General features: G+C 57.4%; 14 protein-coding genes. 2 read left to right on the forward strand and 12 right to left on the reverse strand.

Going from position 1 to position 21,683, the window contains the following annotated elements; all coding sequences use genetic code 11:
• Positions 1-53: 53 nt before the first annotated feature.
• Together B0G52_RS03270 and kapB are read right to left on the reverse strand one after the other, a co-directional pair.
• Positions 54-2,327: an Ig-like domain-containing protein gene (locus tag B0G52_RS03270; protein WP_094042096.1), complete on the reverse strand. Its 2,274-nt coding sequence runs from the start codon at positions 2,325-2,327 to the stop codon at positions 54-56.
• Positions 2,328-2,516: 189 nt separating this feature from the next.
• Positions 2,517-2,897, reverse strand: a complete 381-nt coding sequence (kapB, locus tag B0G52_RS03275) for a kinase-associated lipoprotein KapB (protein ID WP_094042097.1) — start codon at positions 2,895-2,897, stop codon at positions 2,517-2,519.
• Positions 2,898-3,000: 103 nt separating this feature from the next.
• On the opposite strand from kapB, the gene B0G52_RS03280 reads away from it, so the two are divergent.
• Positions 3,001-4,116, forward strand: coding sequence for an MGDG synthase family glycosyltransferase (locus tag B0G52_RS03280; RefSeq protein ID WP_094042098.1), 1,116 nt, complete (start codon positions 3,001-3,003; stop codon positions 4,114-4,116).
• Positions 4,117-4,201: 85 nt separating this feature from the next.
• Here the strand turns inward: B0G52_RS03280 and B0G52_RS03285 are convergent, their stop codons facing one another.
• From B0G52_RS03285 to B0G52_RS03310, 6 genes are all read right to left on the reverse strand, one after another.
• Positions 4,202-4,879: a hypothetical protein gene (locus tag B0G52_RS03285; RefSeq protein ID WP_094042099.1), complete on the reverse strand. Its 678-nt coding sequence runs from the start codon at positions 4,877-4,879 to the stop codon at positions 4,202-4,204.
• 224 nt (positions 4,880-5,103) lie between these two features.
• Complete coding sequence (locus tag B0G52_RS03290) at positions 5,104-6,123, reverse strand: C40 family peptidase (RefSeq protein ID WP_094042100.1); 1,020 nt, start codon at positions 6,121-6,123, stop codon at positions 5,104-5,106.
• 359 nt (positions 6,124-6,482) lie between these two features.
• A complete protein-coding gene (locus B0G52_RS03295) occupies positions 6,483-7,358 on the reverse strand; it encodes a cation diffusion facilitator family transporter (protein ID WP_094042101.1) in 876 nt (291 codons plus the stop codon).
• A gap of 152 nt (positions 7,359-7,510) precedes the next feature.
• A complete protein-coding gene (locus B0G52_RS03300; protein WP_094042102.1) occupies positions 7,511-9,142 on the reverse strand; it encodes an ABC-F family ATP-binding cassette domain-containing protein in 1,632 nt (543 codons plus the stop codon).
• Between the two features lie 23 nt (positions 9,143-9,165).
• A complete protein-coding gene (locus tag B0G52_RS03305; protein ID WP_094042103.1) occupies positions 9,166-10,110 on the reverse strand; it encodes an MBL fold metallo-hydrolase in 945 nt (314 codons plus the stop codon).
• Between the two features lie 133 nt (positions 10,111-10,243).
• Positions 10,244-12,580 (reverse strand): YcdB/YcdC domain-containing protein, encoded by a 2,337-nt coding sequence (locus tag B0G52_RS03310; protein ID WP_158223561.1) that lies wholly within the window; start codon positions 12,578-12,580, stop codon positions 10,244-10,246.
• A 180-nt stretch (positions 12,581-12,760) separates the two neighbouring features.
• On the opposite strand from B0G52_RS03310, the gene B0G52_RS03315 reads away from it, so the two are divergent.
• Positions 12,761-13,900, forward strand: a complete 1,140-nt coding sequence (locus tag B0G52_RS03315) for a virulence factor (protein WP_094042105.1) — start codon at positions 12,761-12,763, stop codon at positions 13,898-13,900.
• Between the two features lie 234 nt (positions 13,901-14,134).
• Here B0G52_RS03315 and B0G52_RS03320 read toward each other — a convergent pair whose 3' ends face one another.
• From B0G52_RS03320 to B0G52_RS03335, 4 genes are all read right to left on the reverse strand, one after another.
• Positions 14,135-15,094: a D-2-hydroxyacid dehydrogenase gene (locus B0G52_RS03320; protein WP_094042396.1), complete on the reverse strand. Its 960-nt coding sequence runs from the start codon at positions 15,092-15,094 to the stop codon at positions 14,135-14,137.
• Positions 15,095-15,352: 258 nt separating this feature from the next.
• Complete coding sequence (locus B0G52_RS35845; RefSeq protein WP_198960586.1) at positions 15,353-15,910, reverse strand: type II toxin-antitoxin system RelE family toxin; 558 nt, start codon at positions 15,908-15,910, stop codon at positions 15,353-15,355.
• Complete coding sequence (locus B0G52_RS35850; protein ID WP_094042106.1) at positions 15,910-16,242, reverse strand: hypothetical protein; 333 nt, start codon at positions 16,240-16,242, stop codon at positions 15,910-15,912. The genes B0G52_RS35845 and B0G52_RS35850 overlap by 1 nt, the downstream gene beginning before the upstream one ends.
• Before the next feature lie 264 nt (positions 16,243-16,506).
• Positions 16,507-21,648 (reverse strand): AAA family ATPase, encoded by a 5,142-nt coding sequence (locus B0G52_RS03335; protein WP_094042107.1) that lies wholly within the window; start codon positions 21,646-21,648, stop codon positions 16,507-16,509.
• Positions 21,649-21,683 lie beyond the last annotated feature (35 nt).

Genomic DNA, 21,683 nt, shown 5'->3' on the forward strand with positions numbered 1-21,683 from the left:
CGTCGATAATCTTGTACGCTTCTACTTATGGGACAGCCTTTTCTGTATTCTCACTATTTCACCGTGACGCGAATCGTGACCGTCTTGCCTCCGAAGGCGCCTTTGATCGAGACCGTGCCTTTGCCTTTGACCGTGATCTTGCCGTCCACAACGGTCGCCACGGACGCTTTGGAAGTCGTCCACACCGCCTTCGTCGTTACGTTCTCGGTTTTGCCGTTCTCGTACAACGCGGTAAGCTGTACGCTAAGCTGATTGCCTACTGCAGCCGCTTTGAACGACGTATCCGAAGCGGTCAGCTTCGTCAGCTTGGCCGTCACGTCGTAAGGAACTTCCAGCGTTTTGCCCTGTACGTTCGCCGTCAGCTTGCCGCTGCCTTCGGTCAGGCCTTTCACGGATGCGCCCTTGATCGATACATGCTCCGCGTTCGACGCAACCCAGGAAACTCTGGAGCTCACATTCACCTGCTTGCCGCTTTTCGTCGTGCCGACGACTTTGATCGACTTCGACTTGTTCAGCGTGACGCTGACTTTGGCAGGCGTGATCGCGAACGAAGTAAACTCTTCCTCCACCGTCACTTTGACTTTGACCGTTTTGTTCAAATACGTTCCGGTCAGCGTCGCGTTGGCGGCGAGCAGCCCCTTCATCGAAGTCGGCTTGACGAGCAGGTTCGGCGTCGACGACTTCCACGTGATCTTCTCGGCGATCTCTTCGCTCGACACTTCATCGCCGTTCTCGTAGATCAGCCTGACTTTCGGCAGATCGACTTCCTTGCCGATGACGACGCTAATCGTCTCCTGCTCGGCGATCAGCGCCAATATTTTATTGTGCACCGTAACGGTAACCGTCGATTCGATGTATTTTCCTTCGACGCTCTCGATTCTGGCTGTCAGCACGGCCGTGCCCGGACCTTCCGCCTTCCACTTGCCGTCCTCGATCGAGACGACGTCCGTGTTGCTGGAAGTCCATTGCGCCAGCTTGGTGACGTCCTTCGTCTCTTCGGCGACCGTCGTTCCGGTCAGCCCCGGGAGATTGCCGTCGTCTTCGACGTACACGTCCATCTCCGTCTTGTCGGCTTTAACCGATTCGATCGTCGGGAACACCGTCACGGAGACCGACTTGGACAAGCCCAAGTAAGACACGTTGATCGTCGCGGAGCCCGTTCCGTTAGGTTGAACATATACTTTGCCGTTTTCCTTCCGGATGACCGCAACCGCCTGATCGGTGTCGGAAATCTTCCATTCCACCAGATTCGTGACGTCAACCGGACCATTCTCCAGCTTGCCGCTATTGGCGGCAGCCGTCAGCTCCACTTTCGAGCCAAACAGCGTGACGTAAATCGAATTGTTCGGAGAAATTTTCAGCGCTTCGTACTGCGTCTTCACGATAACCGTTATGGTTCCGGAAGCTCCGTTGTGCTTTGCCGTAATGACGGCCGTGCCTTTGCCGACGGCCTTCAGCTTGCCGTCTTCATCGACCGTGACGACGGCGGCATTGCTGCTCGTCCACGTCGCATCGCTCGTAACCGTCTGCTCCGTTCCGGAGTTCAGCGTCGCTACGGCGACCAGCGATTGCTCGGGTCCGCCGATGTACATCTCAACCGGACCTTGCAGCGTAACTCCTGCTTCGGTCCTGAACTTGATTTCCTTATAAGGAGATTTAACCTTCAGCTCGATCGAGTCCGTCTTGCCCTTGCTCTTGGCCGTAATCTTGACTTCGCCGGCGGAGACGAGCTTGACTTTGCCCTTCTCGACCGTCGCCACGTTGGCGTCGGAAGTCGTCCATTGCGCCGTCGACGTTACGTCTTCGGTCGAGCCGCTGCTCCGGGTACCCGAGACGTTTAATTGAAGCTCCTCGCCGAGCTCGACGTCCTTCTTCTCGGGAGCATCGACTCCGTCAAGCTTCAGTCTAAGCTCGTCGAAGTAATGCTCGGCCGTAACGACGAACGTGGCCGTCTTCTCCTTGTATCTGACCGTAACGGTGGCCGAAGAGACTGGGCCTGTTGCGGTTACGACGCCCTTGGACACCTTGACGGACGAGGAGGTAGACGACCAGGTCGCGTCCTCGGTCACGTTCTTCTCCCCGGATATGGACATACTCGCGTACGCGGTCAAGTTAATCGAGTTGTCGTCCACGTAAAGCTGGCCCGGCTCCTGCACGGAAGTGGTGATGTAGACGGAATTAACGACGTCGTCGGCCGCCGCGGCTACGCCGCCGAACGAGCCTCCGACCAGCGCGATCGCAAGAAACATGGCGAGAATACGATTATAAATGACTTTGGGACGTGACGGCATGGTCTGATGTTTCGCTGCTTTGCTCCACATTTTCATTTGTAAGCGGATCCTCCATAAGCATCATTCGTTTTGAACACTCTACATCTATAACGGCTTTTCGGACCTGTTCCTGAAGATGGAAACGGAAATTCCCCTCTTTTTTCACGCAAAAAAAGCCGTCTTTAGGCCAATCTGCCTATAAAGACGGCTTGCCGTTTGCTATATCTTCCGCAATCTCCGGCCGCTTTACATTCCGTAATCCTTGCGCAGAGTATCCAGGTTGCCCAGGCACCGCTCGGCCCATCTCTTCAGCCGGTCGATCCTCTCCCGCTCGCCGTCGAGCGCCGCCCGCAGCGACTCGCGATAGTCCGGAATCGTCCCCGTATAGGGTTTAACGGTCGCCAGAGGCACCCATACCTTCTCCGTGTAGGCCAACGCCCTGCGTTCGTGGAAGATCGGGGCGTCGGGATCGCAGGAGCTGTGCAGATCGCCCTGGGTCGGGTGCTGCAGCACCGCGAGCGCTTTGACGAGCGCCCTCCGATCATCCCGATCGACGACCTCTCCGATGTAGTCCCCCGTTTTATAGCTGATTTTCACGATTTCATTGCCGGCTTCCGCCTCTTTCATTGTGGCCATCCTCCCATTCGACAAGTTTCTTCTTATTGTACCACTTGTTCCTCGTCCCGCTTCAGCGTAATATGGTAGTAGGAAAAGTGGAGGATTATTGCTGATGCGTAAAAAGAGAGTTCTGCTGCTTTCCGAAGGTTTCGGTACGGGACATACGCAAGCCGCGTATGCGCTTGCCATGGGGCTGCGCCAACTCTCGCCCAAGATTCAGACGAGGGTCATCGAGCTTGGCACTTTTCTCAACCCCGTCATAGGTCCGCTGATCTTGTCCGCCTACCGTAAAACCGTAAGCAAACAGCCTAAGCTCGTCGGGAAAATGTACCGAAGCGGCTATCATAAATCGCTGAACCGGGTCACGCAATTCGCGCTGCACCGTATTTTCTACAATCAAGTATCGGACGTCGTCCGGCAGCTCAAGCCGGATTCCATCGTCTGCACCCATCCGATTCCCAACGCCGTCGTCAGCCGACTGAAGAGACTGGGGTTGGACGTCCCTTTGTATACGCTGATTACGGACTACGACGCGCATGCGACATGGACGAACCCGGAGGTCAACACCTATCTGGTCAGCACGCCGGCCGTCAGGAACAAGCTGATCGCCCGCGGCGTCCCGGCCAAAGCCATCGAGGTGACCGGTATTCCGGTCCATCCGAACTTCTGGCATCCGCACGACAGAGCCGAGATTTTGTCCCAGTTTCGCTTGCAGGACATGCCCACGGTTCTCATTATGGGCGGCGGATGGGGGCTGCTATACGGCGAAGAGCTCGTCGAGTACATGGCCAACTACGCCGACCGCATCCAGCTTATTCTATGCATGGGCAATAACGAAAAAGCCCGGGAAAAGCTGCTCTCCGATACCCGATTCCAGCATCCGAACGTGCACGTGCTCGGCTTTACGAAAGAGATCAGCAAGCTGATGGACGTCTCCGACCTGCTCGTGACGAAGCCGGGAGGCATGACCTGCACCGAAGGGATGGCGAAGGGCATTCCGATGCTGTTCTACGAGCCGATTCCCGGACAGGAAGAGGAGAACGCCGAGTATTTCGTCAAGCACGGCTTCGGCGAGCTGATGACGACCAACGAGACGATCGACCGCTGGTTTCGCCTCATTCAGGAGCCGTATGCGGCCGACCAGCACCGCGACGCCTTGCTCGCGCTTCGCAATGCCGAATACAATCCCGCCAAATGCTCGGAGGCCGTCCTCGCGTTAATGAAGTGACGGCATCGGCAACGGTTGCGGAAATAGGGAAAGGCCCGGACTTCCGACAGGAAGCCCGGGCCTTTTCGATATTAGACGGATTGCTCTATTGCGCAGGCGCCGCTTCAGGAAGAACGGTAGTGTCGAATACCTCTCCGGTGCTTTCGTCGATCAGATTGAAAATGACTTTAATGTCCGCTTCCTGTACTCCCGAGTACACCTGATACATCAAGCTCTGCATGGCGAGCCCGAAGATAACCAGTCCGTCCACGCTCTCCTCGGACTCGTAAGCGGCCCTGTCGACCGTTATGCTGTATTCCTGGAACGTATTCTCGTCATAGCTCAGATCCCTGATCGAAGTCGAAGCCGCATCTGCGGACTGCACGCCTTCGATGACGGACAGCAGTTCCGAGTGGTATTTTTGCAGCAGCTTGTCCAGATTTTCTTGAGAGATGGTGGCCGTCACGCTGCCATCGCCATTCTCCGTAATGCCGGTAGCGCCCGCTTCCTTCACTTCCGCGGTCATGCCCTCCACGTCCCCGGACTCGTTCAAGGAAGCCGGGAAAACGATGCTCACTTCGCCCGCACCGGCGGCGCCGCTCTCCTCCGCGCTCTGGCTTGCCTCCGCGCTTGGACTCGGTTCCTCGCTCGGGCTTGCGCTTGGGCTTGGGCTTGCTTGCGAGCTGCTGTTCGCCGGACTTGCCGCGTTCTTTTCCTCTTTGTTCCCCGAGCATCCCGCCAGCAGCAGCGCCGCCGTCAGGACCAAAATCGATGCCTTCTTCATTGTTCTCTCTCCCCCTAATCATCAGGCTATCCCCTGAGCGCTTAGGCCCCGGGAATAGTCCTTTCGTCTGAAATTATAGAGGATCGCCGCCCCTTTAAGTAGCGACCATTGTCGCAAATAATGTCATGTGACAAATTGAAATAAACTGGAAAAGGAAGACTGTGTCCGCTATTGAAGCCGACAAAGTCTTCCCTTCCGAAACAAGGGGTGCCCGTATCCGTTCCTTACAACGCGCTTCCTCCATAGAGGAACCGATACTCCCAATGCTTGCCGGCAATGCTGTCCGTACGGACGCCGCCCGAATCCTTCGAGTACGTGTGCAGCACCTTGCCGTCGCCGAGATAGATCGCCGCGTGGCTGATCTTGTCGGAGAACGATTTTTTCCCGGAATAGAGAGAAGCGCTCGTTCCCTTGTAGTCCATGAAGAACATCAGATCGCCGCGCTTCAGCTGGCGCCAGTCCGTCGTCACGGAGCTTTTGTCCCTCACGTAGTCGCCTTGTCCCCGGGAATCCGCCGGAAGGACGATGCCAAGCGCGTCCTTGAACATCTGGCGAATGAGATCGGAGCAGTCGAACGTGCTCGTGTCGTTCCGGCTGGAGCCGTATTCGTACGGCGTGCCCAGATAGTTCATGCCGGCGGCGATTACGGCTTCGATCTGGCTGCCCGCGCCGTTGGTCGGCGGAGTCGGCTGGGACGGCTGGGACGGCCCCCCGCCCCCGATCTGCCCTGTCACCCGGATGTATTGGGTATCCGTGCTTACGTAACCGGTCTGGCCTTTCGAATCCTTGACCTCGTACCAATAAGAGTTATATTGTCCCGTCACCGTCACCTGCTCGCCTTTGGACAAATAGCGGATGCGGGAAGCGCTCGTCGAAGGGCCGGTGCGGAAGGACACGCTCGCCACGATGCTGGCGTTCGCGCCGCCCGTTCCGCCGCCTTCGGACGGCGCCTGAACGGGCTCATTTATTTTCAAATACTTGCTGTCCGTGGATATGTACCCGATCGTGCCGAATACGTCCTGAACCCTATACCATGCGCTGTTGTGCTGGCTTAGGACGACGACTTCCTCGCCTTTGCCGATCATTCGCACCACCGAAGACGAAGTGCTCGGAGCCGTCCGGAAGTTCACCCCGTACTGGATCGTGCCCGTCGTGACCGTTGCCGCGCCCGCCTCGGAATAAGGATAGCTCCCCCATACCATCATCGCCGCCAAGAGACTCATCAACGTTCGCCTAAACTTCATTATGCAGTCCTCCTCTAGATTCGGCGTTAAGGACAAAAAGCCCTTACTTGCTTCATTATAGAGGTGCGCCCAAAGCCTTCCATCGGCCCATACGCCCAACAAATGGGACCTTCAATGGGCAAGCCGATTCAGACGCGCATGGGACCGAGGACCGCAAAAGCGCTTGCACCGCGGGTCGGCAACCTGATGTTTTTCCCGAACTTACCAATTAATTAGGACCAGGCATAAGAAATAAAGCCGCTATCAAGCGACTTCCTCGGCAAAAATGTATCTTCAGGAGGAATAAAAAGGCATAGATCGATTCGTTAGTCCCAGGAACAATCAGGAAATCATCCCGGTTTCCCCGTCCAATAACCGGGTCAGATCATGCTTTCTTCCGGTTCGACGTGCACGTGTACGTTCAAAATATCGCGCTTGCGCCTTAGCCGCTGCTCCACCGTATCGCTGATCCGATGGCTGTCTACGACCGACAGCGTCGGATCGACCGTCACGATGACGTCGACGAGCACGGTGCTGCCGTGAATGCGGGCGCGGATGTCCTTGATGCCGCGAACGCCTTCGGTCCGTTCGACGACGCCTCGCAGCGTCCTTAGCTGCTTCGCGTCGAAACCGTCGGTCAAGTCGTGCGTCGCCGACCAGAAAATTTCCCAAGCCGTCTTCAAGATCAACAGCGCCACGACGATCGCGGCGGCGGCGTCCAGCCAGACTACCCCGAGCGCCGCTCCGAAGATGCCCGCCGCGGCGCCGACGCTGACAAGGGCGTCGGAGAGATTGTCCTTCGCGGCCGCCATCAGCGCCTGGCTGCGAATGCGTTTGGCCAGCCGGGCGTTATAGCCGTACACCGCCAGCATGGCGGCCGCAGCGGCCAGAGCGATCCAGCCCGCGTTCCAATCCGGCACTTCGAACTGGCCGCGCCACAGCTTGAGAATCGCCGCCTGCCCGACCTGCAGACCGACCGTCGCCATAATGAATGAGGCGATCAGAGCGGCGATCGTCTCCGCTCTTAGATGGCCGTAGGGATGATTCGCGTCCGGAGGTCTTCTGGAGATGCGCAGCCCGATCAATACGGCGACCGAAGCGACGATGTCGGTAACGTTGTTGAACCCGTCCGCGGTCAGCGCCTCGGAATGGAACAGCCATCCCGCCGCCAGCTTCAGGGAAGAGAGTATGAGATACGCCGCTATGCTGACCCAGGCTCCCTTTTCCCCTTTGCGGATATCGCCGTATACGTCCACCTCGCTTCCTCCCCTCGCTCATGCCGCTTCAGTCAATCTATTCTACTTTCATCGCAACAGTGTTCCCTTTCGATCCTCGCTTGAAACCTGCCATCGCCCCTTGCTCCGTCTTGCAAAAAAACGCCTGCCGGCTATCCGGCAAGCGTCGCGAGTTATTTTCTGTCTTCTTCCGGAATCAGCTTGGCGCGAAGCTCCTGAACTTCGGGATGCTCCAAGTATTCGTCGAACGTCATCAAACGGTCGATGACGCCGTTCGGCGTAATCTCGATAATCCGGTTGGCGATCGTCTGCATGAACTGGTGGTCATGGGAGGTGAAAATGATCGGGCCGTCAAAGTCGATCAACCCGTTGTTGAGCGCCGTGATGGATTCGAGGTCCAAGTGGTTCGTCGGCTCGTCGAGCAGCAGCACGTTGCCGTTCGTCAGCATCATGCGGGACAGCATGCAGCGAACCTTCTCTCCCCCGGACAGAACGGAAGCCTTCTTAAGCGCCTCGTCCCCGGAGAACAGCATACGGCCCAGGAAGCCGCGGATGAACGATTCGTCCGGGTCCTTCGTGTATTGGCGAAGCCATTCGACGAGGTTCAGCTCCACGCCGTCGAAATACTCCGAGTTCTCCTTCGGAAAATATGCTTTCGTCGCCGTAACGCCCCAAGTCACCGTACCTTCGTCCGGCTCCTTCTCTCCGACGAGAATCTGGAACAGCAGCGTCTTCGCGTGGCCGTAAGGGCCGACGAGGGCGATTTTGTCGCCTTTGTTGACGACGATGTTCACGCCGTTAAGCACTTTCTCCCCGTCGACGGTTGCCGAGACGTTCTCGACCGTAACGACCTGCTTGCCGACTTCGCGCTCGGGCTTGAAGTTGATGAACGGATATTTGCGGTTCGACGGACGGATATCGTCCAGGGAAATCTTGTCGAGCAGCTTGCGACGGCTCGTCGCTTGCTTCGCCTTGGACTTGTTCGCCGAGAAGCGTTGAATGAACTCTTGCAGTTCCTTGATCTTGTCTTCCTTCTTCTTGTTCTGATCGCGAACGAGCTTCAGGGCCAATTGGCTGGACTCGTACCAGAAATCATAGTTGCCGACGTACATCTGGATTTTGCCGAAGTCGATATCCGCGATGTGCGTACATACTTGGTTCAGGAAGTGACGGTCATGGGATACGACGATAACGGTGCCTTCGTAGCGCGACAGGAACTCTTCCAGCCAGTTGATCGACTCCAGGTCCAAGTGGTTGGTAGGTTCGTCAAGCAGCAGAATGTTCGGGCTTCCGAACAGCGCTTGCGCGAGCAGGACGCGAACTTTCTCGTTGCCGCTCAGCTCCGCCATCTTCTTGTCGTGAAGGTCGGTCGTGATGCCGAGGCCGTTCAGCATGCCGGCCGCTTCGCTCTCGGCTTCCCAGCCGTTCATCTCGGCGAATTCAGCTTCCAGCTCGCCGGCCCTCATGCCGTCCTCGTCGGAGAAGTCCTCCTTCATGTAGATGGCTTCCTTCTCCTTCATCACCTTGTACAGACGCTCGTGTCCCATAATGACCGTCTCCAGCACGTTGAACTCGTCGTACTCGAAATGGTTTTGCTTCAGGACGGCCAAGCGTTCGCCCGGAGTGATGTGGACTTCGCCGGAGGAAGATTCGACTTCGCCGGACAGAATTTTCAGGAACGTGGACTTGCCCGCTCCATTCGCGCCGATCAAGCCATAGCAGTTGCCGGGCGTAAATTTGATATTAACGTCTTCGAACAGGGGGCGCTTGCCGAAACGCAGGCTAACGCCGGATACGGTAATCATGAGTCTGATCCATCCTTTTCTTATTATGGGTTTATGCTTTCAAAACGCAGCGTCTCGCCGTGGTGCAGCAGGAGCAGCTTCTCCTCCGGAATGCCCAACTTGGCTCTTCCCGCCTCCAGCCTCTGCAAGGCGTCCTCGGGAGTATCGTCCGACAGCTTGAACGCCCCGTAGTGCATGGGCACGAAATATTTGGCCTTCAGATCCAAGAATGCTTGCAGCGCTTCTTCCGGGCTTACGTGCTGGGACGACATGAACCATTCGGGATCGTAAGCCCCGATCGGAAGCAGGGCGACGTCGATATCGAACTTGCGGCCAATTTCGCTGAAACCGCGGAAATACCCGCTGTCGCCGGCGAAATAGATCGTCGGTCCGTGATCGATCTCGAGCACCCACCCTCCCCAATGGGAAGTATTCATGTCCCACGGATTGCGGCGAGTCCAGTGCTGGGCGGGAACGAACGTGAACTTCACGCCGTGAAAAGACGTATCTTCCCACCAATGCAGCTCCTGCGCTTGCAAAAAACCTTTCAACAGCAGCTTCCTCCGCAAACCGGCGGGCACGATCATTTTCTTCGGCCCTCTCAGCCTTCGAAGCGAAGATACATGGAGGTGATCGTAGTGGGCATGGGAGATCAGCACAACGTCCACGGACGGCATGTCCGACAATTCGATTCCGGGCGGGGACAGCCTCTTCTGGAATGCCATTCTGCGCGCCCACACCGGATCGGTGACGATGTTTAATCCCGACATCTGAATGAGAAAGGTCGAATGGCCGATCCAGGTCACGGACGGCTCGCGACGATTATGCTGTAGAAACCTCAGGTCCGGCTCCACGCCGGGAACGCACTTCTCGTACCCCGTCTTGTCGCGCAGTTTGCGAATCCGATTCTCACGCCAACGGTCGAATTGATCCAGCGATGCTTTGCCAGCACCGACGGAGTCCAAGTTGCCGAAGCGTCTTCTAAGCATGAAATCCCTCCGATGATGTGCTCATGTATACTATAGCAGGAAACTCCGAATTGTACCAAGGTTGCGGCGAAAATGACTTCCTATCCTCGATACCTGCGAAGACCGCTTGGTCTACATGCCCTTCAACGGACGATCAATAGCTGTATTCGTCATCTCCGTAGCCCCATGTCCACAGAGGCTTGTCCAGCTGCGATTGAATCTCGGCCAGCTTGAGCAGCGATTCGGCGGCTTCCGCCCTCGTCACGCGTCCCCCGGGCTTGAAGTCTCCGTCTGCCGGTTTCATCAGGCCGAGCTTCATCACGACCGCTGCCGCTCCTTTATCTTTGATTTGCCCGGCGTCCCGTAAGCGGGTGACTTGCGGATCGCTTTTGAGCGTGCGGGCACGCTTCTCGTATCCTATGATCCTGGTCAACCATACGGCCATCTGCTCGCGGGTCAGCGGATTGTCCGCCTTGAGGGCGATTTTCGGATTGGGGGTTAGCCACCTGCGTTCTGCGAAATAAACGATGTCGTCGAAATACGGATGCTTCGTCCCTATGTCCGAGAAGAAAGGCTCCTCTCTTCCGATATACGGAGTACCTTTGAAGGTCATTCCTTTATGCATCATTCTAAGGAATTCTCCTCGCGACAGTTCGGCATCCGGCAGAAGCCGCCCCTTCGAATCCGTGAGCAGCAAGCCACGGTCGAACAGCGCTTGAAGAGCCTTCTTCGACGGATGAGATCGGACGTCAGCAGGCAAAGGCCCTCCGACCGTGAAGACCTCGCCCGAGGAGAGCAACCCGACGTTCCCCGACACGGCGTCCACCCTATCAGGAGCGTACAGCTCGTAAAGATTGGCTGGAGCCGCCAAATACAGGAGATCGAGCCGCTTTTGGTCCAAATCGATCACATCATGAGTAAACGGATATCCCTTGTTCGGCAAATAGTAGGGCAGCAGCTTCGTTCTCTGGACGATCCGTTTTTTGGCCTGCTCCGCGTCCAGCGTCGGTTTCAGAGCGTCCAGCGTCTCCACTGCGGGCGATTGCGGAGACGGCATTAATCTTGTCATTTTGCCGTTGCCGTCCAGCGAAATAAATAAAGCCCGTCCGGCCACCGGGATCCCGCGATGAACTCTTCGATACTCCAGAGTCAGCTCTGACGCGGCGGATTCGAACGGCACGGCAAACTTGTATTGCGACAGAAAATCGGGAATATGCTCCGCGAGCCAACGCTCGGCCAGCTTCCGCGCGTCGGCGACTTTGATTATCGGAGGTTCGGAGGATCGTTCGTCGGCATCGCGAATGAAGCGGCGGTAATCCGCGTAGTCCAGCATTTGTCCGGTTCTCGCGTCGACCGTCAACGAATAATATCCACCCTCTCTGTGCCTGGGGTCGATACCTTCCAATTCCCATATTCGTCGTTGGCCGTCATCCGCCTCGTCTTGGACCGACCATTCGGTGTCGCTCGGAAAATTCGCAATCGTCGCCGCTGCCCGCACCGCTTGTTCGAAACTGACGTTGCGGAGAACGAATGAGACGTCCGTCGGGGGGATGTTTTCGTAACGTCGCGCAGCGATATCGGAATAGCCGTATACATCCGACCAGGCGGGAGTCCCGCTCATCGCGTCGATGCTCCAGAGGGTCCGATCCATGACGTAGACGAGCCTCCAGTCCTCGGACCCGTCGTAGTAGCCGGCGGCGGCATCCAGGTACAGAGGCATCATCCGGAATCCGTTCGCCCATATCCGCTTCGCTTCCGCCGCCTGCACGGCGGCCCGCTTGGCGACGGGCTGTCCGGGATCGCCCGTGAACGAGAAAGCTTTGACGTTGCCGGCCATGTCCAGGACGACGGCGAGACTGACGTTAAACGCTTCGTATCCGTTAGCCGTTAAGCCGAAGCGAAAGGAATAACGGGCAGGACCGAATAGAGGATAGACGAAATCGTACATCTCGTCTTGAGAGAACGCGAGCTCTTTCAGGCCGAAATCGCGCACCGAGGGAACGGCTTTACGAACGAACGCCTCCGCAGCCGCCTTCGCCCGATCTCTCGTGATGCTTGCGGGAAAACCGGAGTTCGGCTCGTTCAACGGATTGCCGAGGAATCGGGTTTCATAGGCGAGCAGATCTCCGGTCGTCGCGTCGATCTCCGCCAACAGAATCGTTCCCTTGTCCAGCATATCCCATGCGGCTTTCCAAGCCGGAATCCTCGGCCGGTAATCCCCCGTTTGCGCGTAGAGCAACCCGATCTCGTCGGGATTTTTGTTACCGACAGCGGGCAGTGCTCCCTTCGCCAAGCGAATGGCGGCTTCTTCGGAAATAGGGACGGCGGCGGGATCGGGCCGGGCATTCTCGTAATCGATACCCGTCGTCTCTTCGTAACCGGAAGCCGGTAAACCATGCCCGATCTCCGGCCGGGCCAGCAGTATAGCGAATGCGATAAGCAACGCCGTCAACGGACGAGCGTATCGAAGAAAATTCGAAGCGAGGGTCAATTCGTTCTCTCCTTCATCCATCGGAATAGGCAATGTTGGAAAATTCTACGTCAAACGGAAAGATTCCTCTTTATTCGCCGAAGATTGCAGAAGGAACGTCGGTTAGGCAGCGCGCTTCCCTTTCTTGGCATTTTGCCGGCATTTGCGGTATTGTGGAGGTAGGAAAGCGAGGCGAATGACATGAAACTGTTGTCCATCGAGCCGACCCCGAGTCCGAATACGATGAAGCTTAACGTGGATGTTCGGCTCGACTCCGGCGTTCAATTGAACTATAGCAAGGATTCCAAGCCCGTCCCTCCGCCGCTGATCGCCAAACTGCTGGACATTCCCGGTGTGAAAAGCGTGTTCCAGACGGCAGACTTTCTGGCCATCGACCGCAAAGGCGCTAACGCGGACTGGGCGGCGATTCTCGACGGCGTGAAGGCCGCTTTCGGCGTCGCGGCGGAAGGCTCGCTGTCCGGCGCCGCCGATGCGGCCGGTTTCGGCGAAGCTCATGTCCGCGTGCAGATGTACCGCGGCATTCCGATTCAGATCCGCGTGCGCAGCGGCGGCCAGGAATTCCGCGCGGCGATGCCTGAGAGGTTCTCCGCGGCCGTAACGGAAGCCGCCGGCGCGACGATGATCCGCGAGCGGATGCTCGAGGATATGGGCGTGCGTTACGGCGAGCCGCAGGAAGTGCTCGACGAGGTGAGCCGGGAGCTGGACGCGGCATACTCCGACGCGCGGCTGCGCGACTTGATCGAGCAGGCCAAAGCCGCGGGACCGGAAGCGCCGCCGCCGAAGCCGCCCGCTCCGCTTAGCGGCGAAGAGGTGATGAAGGCGCTCGATTCCCAGGATTGGCGCGAGCGTTACGCGGCGCTTGAGCGGTTGAAGCCGGAGCCGGAGGATTTGCCGGTGGTGGCCCGCGCTTTGAAGGACAGCCAGATGTCGGTGCGGCGGCTGGCCGTTGTCTATCTGGGCGATCTGCGTACGCCCGAGTCGTTCCCGCTGCTGTTCGAGGCGCTCAAGGACTCCTCGGGCTCCGTTCGCCGGACTGCGGGAGACACGCTGTCCGACATCGGCGACCCGATCGCGATCGCGCCGATGATCGAAGCGCTGGAGGACTCCAACAAGCTCGTCCGCTGGCGCGCGGCGAGATTCCTGTACGAGGCCGGCGACGAAACGGCGCTCGAAGCGCTGCGCCGGACGACGGGCAGCGAGACGGAATTCGAGGTGCGCCTGCAAGCCGAGATGGCGGTCGCCCGCATCGAGCGCGGCGAAGAAGCCGCCGGCTCCGTCTGGCAGCAGATGACTCGCATGCGGGAGCAGGAGCGCGAGTAAGGCTCGCAATGCGAGGGCAGACAACAAAAGAAGCACGCTGGGCGATGCCGCCTGACGTGCTTCTTGTTTGCTATTGCTCACTGCCCGTGCCGATAATACCGTCTCGCGTGCTTACTCCACTCCGCAACCCCATCGCCGCGCCGATTGTACTGTCCCACGTGCTTATTCCTCGCCTCAGCCCCAAGACCGCGTCGATTGTATCGCCTCGCGTACGTATTCCCCCACCTGCCGACCTCAGCTCACCACATTTTCCGGCTCGCCGGCTAAGTACCGCTCGACGTTGCTGGCGACACGGCTCATCAGCGTCGTCCGCGCAGCGAGAGTCGCCCAGCCGATGTGCGGCGTGATCAGACAGTTCGGCGCGCCGACGAGCGGATGATCAGGCTCAGGCGGCTCCTTGGACAGCACGTCCAATCCCGCTCCGGCGATTTGCCCGCTGCGAAGCGCTTCCGCCAAGTCGTCCTCGACGACCAACCCGCCTCTTCCCGTATTAATGAGAAAAGCCGTCTTCTTCATCCGCGCCAGATTCGACTTGTTGATAATACCTTTCGTCGCCTCGGTCAACGGACAGTGCAGGCTGATCACGTCCGCTCTTGCGAACAACTCCTCGATTCCGACTTGCTCCACATCCGCCAGTTCGGGCGGCAGCTCCCGCTTCGTTCGAGATGACGCTACGACTTTCATGCCGAACGCCAGAGCCAGCTTCGCCGCCCGGCGACCGATGTCGCCCAGGCCGACGATCCCCATCGTTCGTCCCTCCAGCTCGACAAGCGGCGTTCTCCAGAAGCTGAAGTCCGGCGAACGGGCCCAATCCCCGTCCCTCACCGCGTCGCTGTGCAAGCCTGCCCGGTGGCACAGCTCAAGCAGCAGCGCGAACACGAGCTGCGCTACCGATGCCGAACTGTATGCAGGCACGTTCGTCACCGTAACGCCCCGCTCCCGCGCCGCCTCGACGTCTACGTTGTCGTAGCCGGTCGCGATGACGCCGATATATTTCAAATCCGGCAGCCGCTGGATCGTCTCCGCCCTAAGCGGCGTTTTATTCGTCAGCACGATCTGCGCTCCCGCCGCCCTCTCCGCGATCAGATCCGCGGGCGTGCGTTCATACACGACGAGTTCGCCCAGTTCCTCCAGTTCCGTCCAGCTCAAATCCCCCGGATTCAACAAATAGCCGTCCAATACGACGATGCGCAAGCGAAATCCCCCTTTGCCGCCGGTCTGTCCCGAACCGACGATTCGTATGTCTTGCTGCAGTTCCGTTCCTTTATTATAGCGTTTATAGCCGGCAATCCTAAAACATTCCCCTAACACTTTGTAACGAGAACGTAATGTTCCTTTCATGTCCCCTTCATGTTCCCCGGTTAAGATGTATACATGACCCCCCTTTGAAATATAAAACTTGAGGCTAGCGGCCCGTTGCCGCTAGCCTCCTTTTTTTCATCGCTGGCCTTATCAGCCCTTTTCGTTGGCCCTTCTCCAAACCTCATACGCACGAATGACATTCCCGTGGTTAAACGCATCGATGATTTCATTCCTAATCGTCTCATCGAGGTTATCAAAATGATCATTAAAGATATCGTCAATCATACTCGGCTCGCTAAGATCTACTGGAGCATCTTCGCCAAACCTCCAATACAACGACTCCTCTTCTTTATCCTGAACCCCATCTTTCCAATACTGCTGAAGACGGTTAAGTGCTGCTTTATAAACATCATGGTCATTACGCTTATAATCGATCAGAAGGACTTCTACGATTTGCAACACTTCAACTTCCCGCGCTTCATCGGAGATGATGCAGATAATTCGGATTCCTCTACTTCGAAGCTTCTTCTCTTTTGATCCCGTCAGATCTATACTTCGCTTCTTGCCCAGCTTCTTACCGACTTCGTCTGCTCGCTGCTCCAGCGATTCCAGCGCTTCGTCCACTTCGCCCAGATCTGATTTATCCAGATTCGCATATTCTTCAGCAGCTTTTCTACAAAATTTGACGACAAACCGACGGTTACTCATTATTCCTCGGTTTCAATGCGTCTGACGGAACGCCACTCCGTTAAACTTTCCGGTTCCTTCTTCGCTTCCTCCGCACGATTTTCCAAGACCTCTTCTTCAAGCTGCTGAAGTCTGTTAAACATTTGTTCATAAGCCTCATAACTGATTAGGACCATGTCTACTTCCCCATTGTCAGTAATAAACAAAGGCTTGACTTTAGCAAGGGCCTTTATCTTACTGAAGTGTCGAGAAATCGTAGCCGTATTAACTAACTGGTCACGACTAAAAAGTACCCGTGTTGCAGCAATTTCGCTCATGTCGGTTTCAACTTCTCTACCCAAGATCATTCCCACCTTTACACATCCTCCCTATATATTATGAATCTATAAGCTTATTATTATACATATAATTATACGTATCACTAACAATAATACTATCATACCAGTCATGATTTGTACAAAAGCCCCTCTGGCTTTGTAACGAGAACGTAATGTTTCTTTCATGTCCCCTTCATGTTCCCCGGTTAAGATGTATACATGACCCCCCTTTGAAATATAAAACTTGAGGCTAGCGGCCCGTTGCCGCTAGCCTCCTTTTTTTGCGGTCCAATCCCCGCGCTACTCTTTAATCTGCGCCGACCTCTTTTCCGGGTATGGCAATTCAATCATCAGGCCGAATCCGCCCTCGCGGCGAGTCTCGACGGTCAACCTGCCGCCAAGCTGCCCGACCCGGTCTCTCATCGTCTTCAAGCCAAAGCCCGGAACGACTTGTTCCGCCCCTTTTCCGTCGTTTTCCAGCCGGAACAGCACGGTCTGTCCGATGACGCGCAAGTCGAAACGGAAGCTTGGGCCGTCCCCGTGTTTAATGCCGTTCGTCAAACCTTCCTGCAGGGCATGGTAGATCGTTTTGCGGTGTCCCGGAGGAAGCTCCGGCAACGGACCGATCTCCGCCCGAACCGCAACGCCGGCGTTGCGCTCGGTATCCTCTATCAATTGCTTGAGCAGCGCGCTCAAATCCCCGTACTTGTCCTGCTTGAGCATATGTACGGAGCCTCTGATTTCATTCAGACTGTGCCGGACCAGCTCCTGCGCTTTTTTAAGCCGATTGGCCGCTTCCTGCGCATCCTTGAACATAATCCTTTTGCCCGCTTCGATCTGAATGACCGTCGAAGTGAGCGTATGTCCGACGATGTCGTGAATTTCCTGGGCGATTCGGTTCCTCTCCTCGTACACCGAGGCTTCGGCCAATGCGGCCGACGTTTCCAGCATGGCCCGCTCGAGACTGCGCGTTCGTTCCTCCACCTGATTCTCCAAGCCGCTTCGCAGCTCCCGTATCCCGGCATAAAGCTTGGCGTTGGCGATCGAGATCGCGCACTGCGAAGCCAGCAGTTTGACCAACTCCAGCCGCTGCGGCGTGAATACGTTGGACGACAGCTTGTTTTCCAGATAGAGCAGGCTGATCATTTGGTTTTGATGCCAGATCGGCAGGCACAATACCGATTTGACCCCGTTATCCCGAATATAAGGCGTCCGGGCGAACATGCCTTCGCCGGCCGCGTCGTGAAGAAGAATCGTCTCTCCCGTGCGTACCGCGTATCCGACTACGGGCCCAGGCATCGCGTCGAACTGCTCGGCGGGAATCGAATCGATCGGGACTGGCGCGATCGACAGCTTCTCAAGCGTTCCGTAAGCTTCGACCACCCATCGGCCGTCGTATTCCGAGAGAAGCGCCCCGAATTCGGCTCCCGAATTGTGCAGCAATATTTTCATCAACCTGTCCAGCAGACGATCCATTTCCATTTCTCCCGAAATCGCCTGTATCGACTCCACCACGGACAAATAATCGAGGCGACCGAGGAGCATATCCGGCGCGGGCTTGAGCAAGTCCGCATATTTGCGCTCCATCTGCTCGGCTTTAGCAAGCGCCCCCCACCGCCGATAGGCCTCATACGCTTCCGTCAAATATACCTTGGCCCGATTCGGCTTGCCCAGCCGCAGCATACATTGACCGCAGCATTCGGCGGCGATCGCCAGATCGTGAATATGCCCGTTGCGCCTGGCGGCCTCGATCGACTTCTCGTACAGCTCCTCGGCTTTGCGGCCTCTTCCCTTCGCTCCGGCCATCTCCGCCTCGATCAATAGCAGCTTATGCGCGTAGTTAACCGGACAAAGCTTCGCGTGCTTGCGCAGCAAATTTCTGCGTTTGCGTATTTCCGCCCAGCGTTCGCCGCGTTTCCCGGCAGGCAGCGTCCAATAGAGCCGCAGCCAGACGAGCGCTTCGTACAGCGCTCTTACGGTATCCTCGGGTTCGCTCTCGCTTGAGACCAAACCGGTCGCTTGCACCTTCTCCAGAACTTCGTTCGCTTCCTCATACCGTTCGAAGATATACGCGCAAACCACCTTGCAGGTATCCGAAAAGCTCGCCAACGCACCGCCCGAATCGTCGTGAACGGAAGCGGCGAAGTCCTCTTTCTCCACCTCCTCGATCGGATAAGGATCTCCCGGCGCCCGATACCCCGATAGCTTCGTGAGCGTCGCCGCAAGCAAAGTCAACTGCTTCCATAATACGTCCTGACTGTGCCGCCTGAACTCCCCGCCGTGCGCAACCAAACGCTCGTAGATGTCGGAGATCGGGTATCCGAGATGGAAACGGGTTGCACAGTCGATCAGCACGCTCTGATGGCCTTGCCAAACATCTCCCGACTCGAGTCCCGCTCTTCCGGCGGATTCGGAAAAAAGGCTCAGCACTCCGCGATCGTGCTGGCTCCAACTGTCGATACAGAGCTGAAACGCGCTCAACGTCCTTATGCGAAGCAGCGGATGCGGTCCGGCCAGCTCCACGGCCAGCATTCCCCAACGATACGCTTCTCCCATGCGTTGGAAGACGTAATATTGGAAAAGCGCGTATCCGACAAATCCGATGCACGACTCCGGAGCCAGCCCGCGCTCCAGGGTCAGCTCGACCATTGTCAGCGTATAAGCCAGCCAGCCGTTCTTGTCTTTGAGAAATAACGCGCTAGTTCCCGCGTCGAGCGTCTTCATGACGATCCTGCTTGTCTCGTCCGTCATGGGAGGCAGATTGGCGATTGACTTGCCGGTATGCCTGCGCAGCTTTAACGCGACCCGCAGCGTTTGCCTGAGCAGCCGAACGCGGCTGAAGCGAACGGGCATGTCAACGTCCAGAAGCGCCAGCGTCTTCCGGGCCAGCGCGATCACTTCATCCCGGTTATCCGCGCCGATCTCAAGCTGCATCATCAAGTTGAAAACGACGGCTTGATCCTGCTTCGTTCTGGCTTTGCCCAGCAGGAATCCCAATCTCGCCCTCGCCTCATCAAGCCGCAAGCATAGATATTCCAGCTCCGCCCGCTCCCGGTGAGCCAGAAACAACGTTTCGTGCTCCTCGTCCCACGGGGCGTTCGCGAGCAAGTCCGTCGCCCTCGCGAAATAGCCAAGCGCGGCCTCGTAGCCGGTGGACCGTTTCGCCTTCGATCCCGCGAGCATATTTAGCCGCGCAAGCTCGCGCCTCTCTCTCTCGTTCGCGAATTTGGCGGCAGCCTGATTCAGATGGTACGCCGCCTCGAAAACATCGAAGTCGTCCGTCTCCTCCGCCAAAGGATTCCATCTTTCCTTGCCGATGAGATCATGCAGGTCGATTCTGTCTTCTTCCGGTACGCGTTCGTAGGCGGCTTGCTGAATGCGGTCATGCCGAAACCGATAGGCTCCGGCGTGGCGGCCGTCCTCCTGGATCAACCCTTCGCGGACGGCGGTTTCGAGCGCTTCGGACAGCCGCTCCTCGTCGAGGCCGACAAGCGGCTTTAAGCGTACCGCTTCGAATGAACTGCCCAGCATCGCGGCCCGGCTCAACATATGCGCCAACGCCTCTGGCATGTGGCTCAGCTTCTCCGACAAGTAGGCCGCCGCATCCTCCGCTATGCCCACTTTGGCTACGGCCTTCTCGTCCCACGTCCATCTTCCGGCGTCTTCGTCGAACGTTACAACCCGCGACTCCAGCAAGTCCTTCAGCAATTGCTTGAGAAAAAGCGGATTGCCGTACGTCTTGCGGTGCAGCAAAGCCGCCAGCTCCCGATTGCGCTCCGGCTCTCCTCGCAGCGCCTCTTGCAGCAGCTTTTCGACTTCGTTTTCAATCAGCGGCGCAAGCCGCAATCGCGTGCAGCCCGTCCCTCTCCCGGAGAGCCGCTCTCTCAGATGCCGAAGTTTCTTGTCCCCATCGGGCTCGTCGTCGCGATAAGCTAGAACGAGAAGCGTCTGCTTCGTGTCCCCGTCTTCCAGAAAATCATAGAGGAAGCTGAGCGACGCTTCGTCCGCTCGGTGCAGATCGTCCAGAAACAAGACAAGAGGCCGGTCTCTCCACGAGAAAACGTGAAAAAACCGCGCCAACGCCTTGTGAAATCGGCGCTTGGCTTCGGCAGGCGGCAGAGCGGGCATTTCCGGTTGCGGACCGATCAGCAATTCCAACCGGGGAACCCGTTCGACGAGCAATCGCCCCTGGCCTTCGAGCGCATTGAGCATCCTGAGCTTCCACACTTCGATCTCCAGCTTGCTTATCGCCAGCAGCCGATCCGTCAGCGATTCGATTATCTGAATCCAAGCTGCATAAGGAGCCGCTTCGCTCCTAGAGTCGAATCTCCCAGCCGCGATGCCGCCTTCGCCAATATCCGTTTCTCTCAATGTCTCCTCTACGAGAAACGTTTTTCCGACTCCTCCGCCTCCCTGAATCTCCACCGTTTCCACGGCTCCGGCTTTCGCCCGCTCCAACGCCTCTACCAGCAGCCGGCGTTCTTCATGACGGCCGTACAGCGCTCGCGGGAAACGAAACCGCCGGGGAACGTCATGTTCCCCCAGTTCGAAAAGCGGGGCTTCCCCGGTCGATTCGAGCGAGGACAGAAGCTTCTCCAAGTCCAACTTAAGCCCGTACGCGCTCATGTACCGGGATTCGGGGGATTTCTCCAAACACTTGCCGACGATGCGCGAGAGCGTGTCCGGAATATCCGGATTTTCAAGGCCAAGCGGTCTCGGAACGATTGCGAGGTGGCGATAAAACAGGTCGCGCTCCTCCCCCCGTTCGAAGGGCAGAACACCCGACAACCACTCGTAAAGCGTCACCCCCAGCGCGTAAAAATCAGAGCGGTAATCGGGACGGTTGCCCGTTCGCCCCGTCTGCTCCGGGGACAAGTACGGTTGCAGCGAGCGGGGATACCCGTCGAACTCCGCGAGCGCGTCCCGCTCCGGATCGGTTGTGCTGTTGCGGAGATCGGCGAATCTCGCCTCGCCCGTCTCCGGGTTTACCCAGAGACGCGACGGTGAGACCGCGAGCAAGACGAGCTCCTCCCGGTGCAGACGCATCAGGCTGTCCGCCGAGGAGACGGCTACACGCACGAGATTCGTGAGCGACAACGAACGACCACGCCTGGGGAGATAAGCTTCCATCAGATTGCCGCCCATATCCTTAAAAAGGATAACAGGTCGGTCCTCGGCCTCCGTAAGCTCCAGAACCGCCAATGCTCCTTTTCCGTCCATACTCCGGAACTTCTCGTATTCTTCCCGAACGGTTTCGACCGTCTTCCGGTCGGGATGAGCCGATCGCGTCGTCTTGGCGATGACGCTGAAACCGTTCTCCAAGCTGCGCAGCCGATAAAAGTCGCAGTCCTCCAGGCCGGCAAGCCTTTCCACCGTCGAATATCCTTGCAGCTTAAGCCAGCCTTCGCGCGCTCTGGCATTAGCGATGAGGTCCTCTGTCATGTCGCCCTCCCATCTCTCACGCAATCTCGCGTTCA

Source organism: Cohnella sp. SGD-V74, from assembly GCF_003001675.1.
Classification (GTDB): Bacteria; Bacillota; Bacilli; order Paenibacillales; family Paenibacillaceae; genus Cohnella.

What these genes read in the sequence shown, in the direction of transcription:
- B0G52_RS35845 (WP_198960586.1), bottom strand. Translation starts at nt 15,910, where the DNA reads ATGAGTAACCGTCGGTTTGTCGTCAAATTTTGTAGAAAAGCTGCTGAA.
- B0G52_RS03280 (WP_094042098.1), top strand. Translation starts at nt 3,001, where the DNA reads ATGCGTAAAAAGAGAGTTCTGCTGCTTTCCGAAGGTTTCGGTACGGGA.
- B0G52_RS03270 (WP_094042096.1), bottom strand. Translation starts at nt 2,327, where the DNA reads ATGAAAATGTGGAGCAAAGCAGCGAAACATCAGACCATGCCGTCACGT.
- kapB (WP_094042097.1), bottom strand. Translation starts at nt 2,897, where the DNA reads ATGAAAGAGGCGGAAGCCGGCAATGAAATCGTGAAAATCAGCTATAAA.
- B0G52_RS03335 (WP_094042107.1), bottom strand. Translation starts at nt 21,648, where the DNA reads ATGACAGAGGACCTCATCGCTAATGCCAGAGCGCGCGAAGGCTGGCTT.
- B0G52_RS03300 (WP_094042102.1), bottom strand. Translation starts at nt 9,142, where the DNA reads ATGATTACCGTATCCGGCGTTAGCCTGCGTTTCGGCAAGCGCCCCCTG.
- B0G52_RS03315 (WP_094042105.1), top strand. Translation starts at nt 12,761, where the DNA reads ATGAAACTGTTGTCCATCGAGCCGACCCCGAGTCCGAATACGATGAAG.
- B0G52_RS03290 (WP_094042100.1), bottom strand. Translation starts at nt 6,123, where the DNA reads ATGAAGTTTAGGCGAACGTTGATGAGTCTCTTGGCGGCGATGATGGTA.
- B0G52_RS03305 (WP_094042103.1), bottom strand. Translation starts at nt 10,110, where the DNA reads ATGCTTAGAAGACGCTTCGGCAACTTGGACTCCGTCGGTGCTGGCAAA.
- B0G52_RS03285 (WP_094042099.1), bottom strand. Translation starts at nt 4,879, where the DNA reads ATGAAGAAGGCATCGATTTTGGTCCTGACGGCGGCGCTGCTGCTGGCG.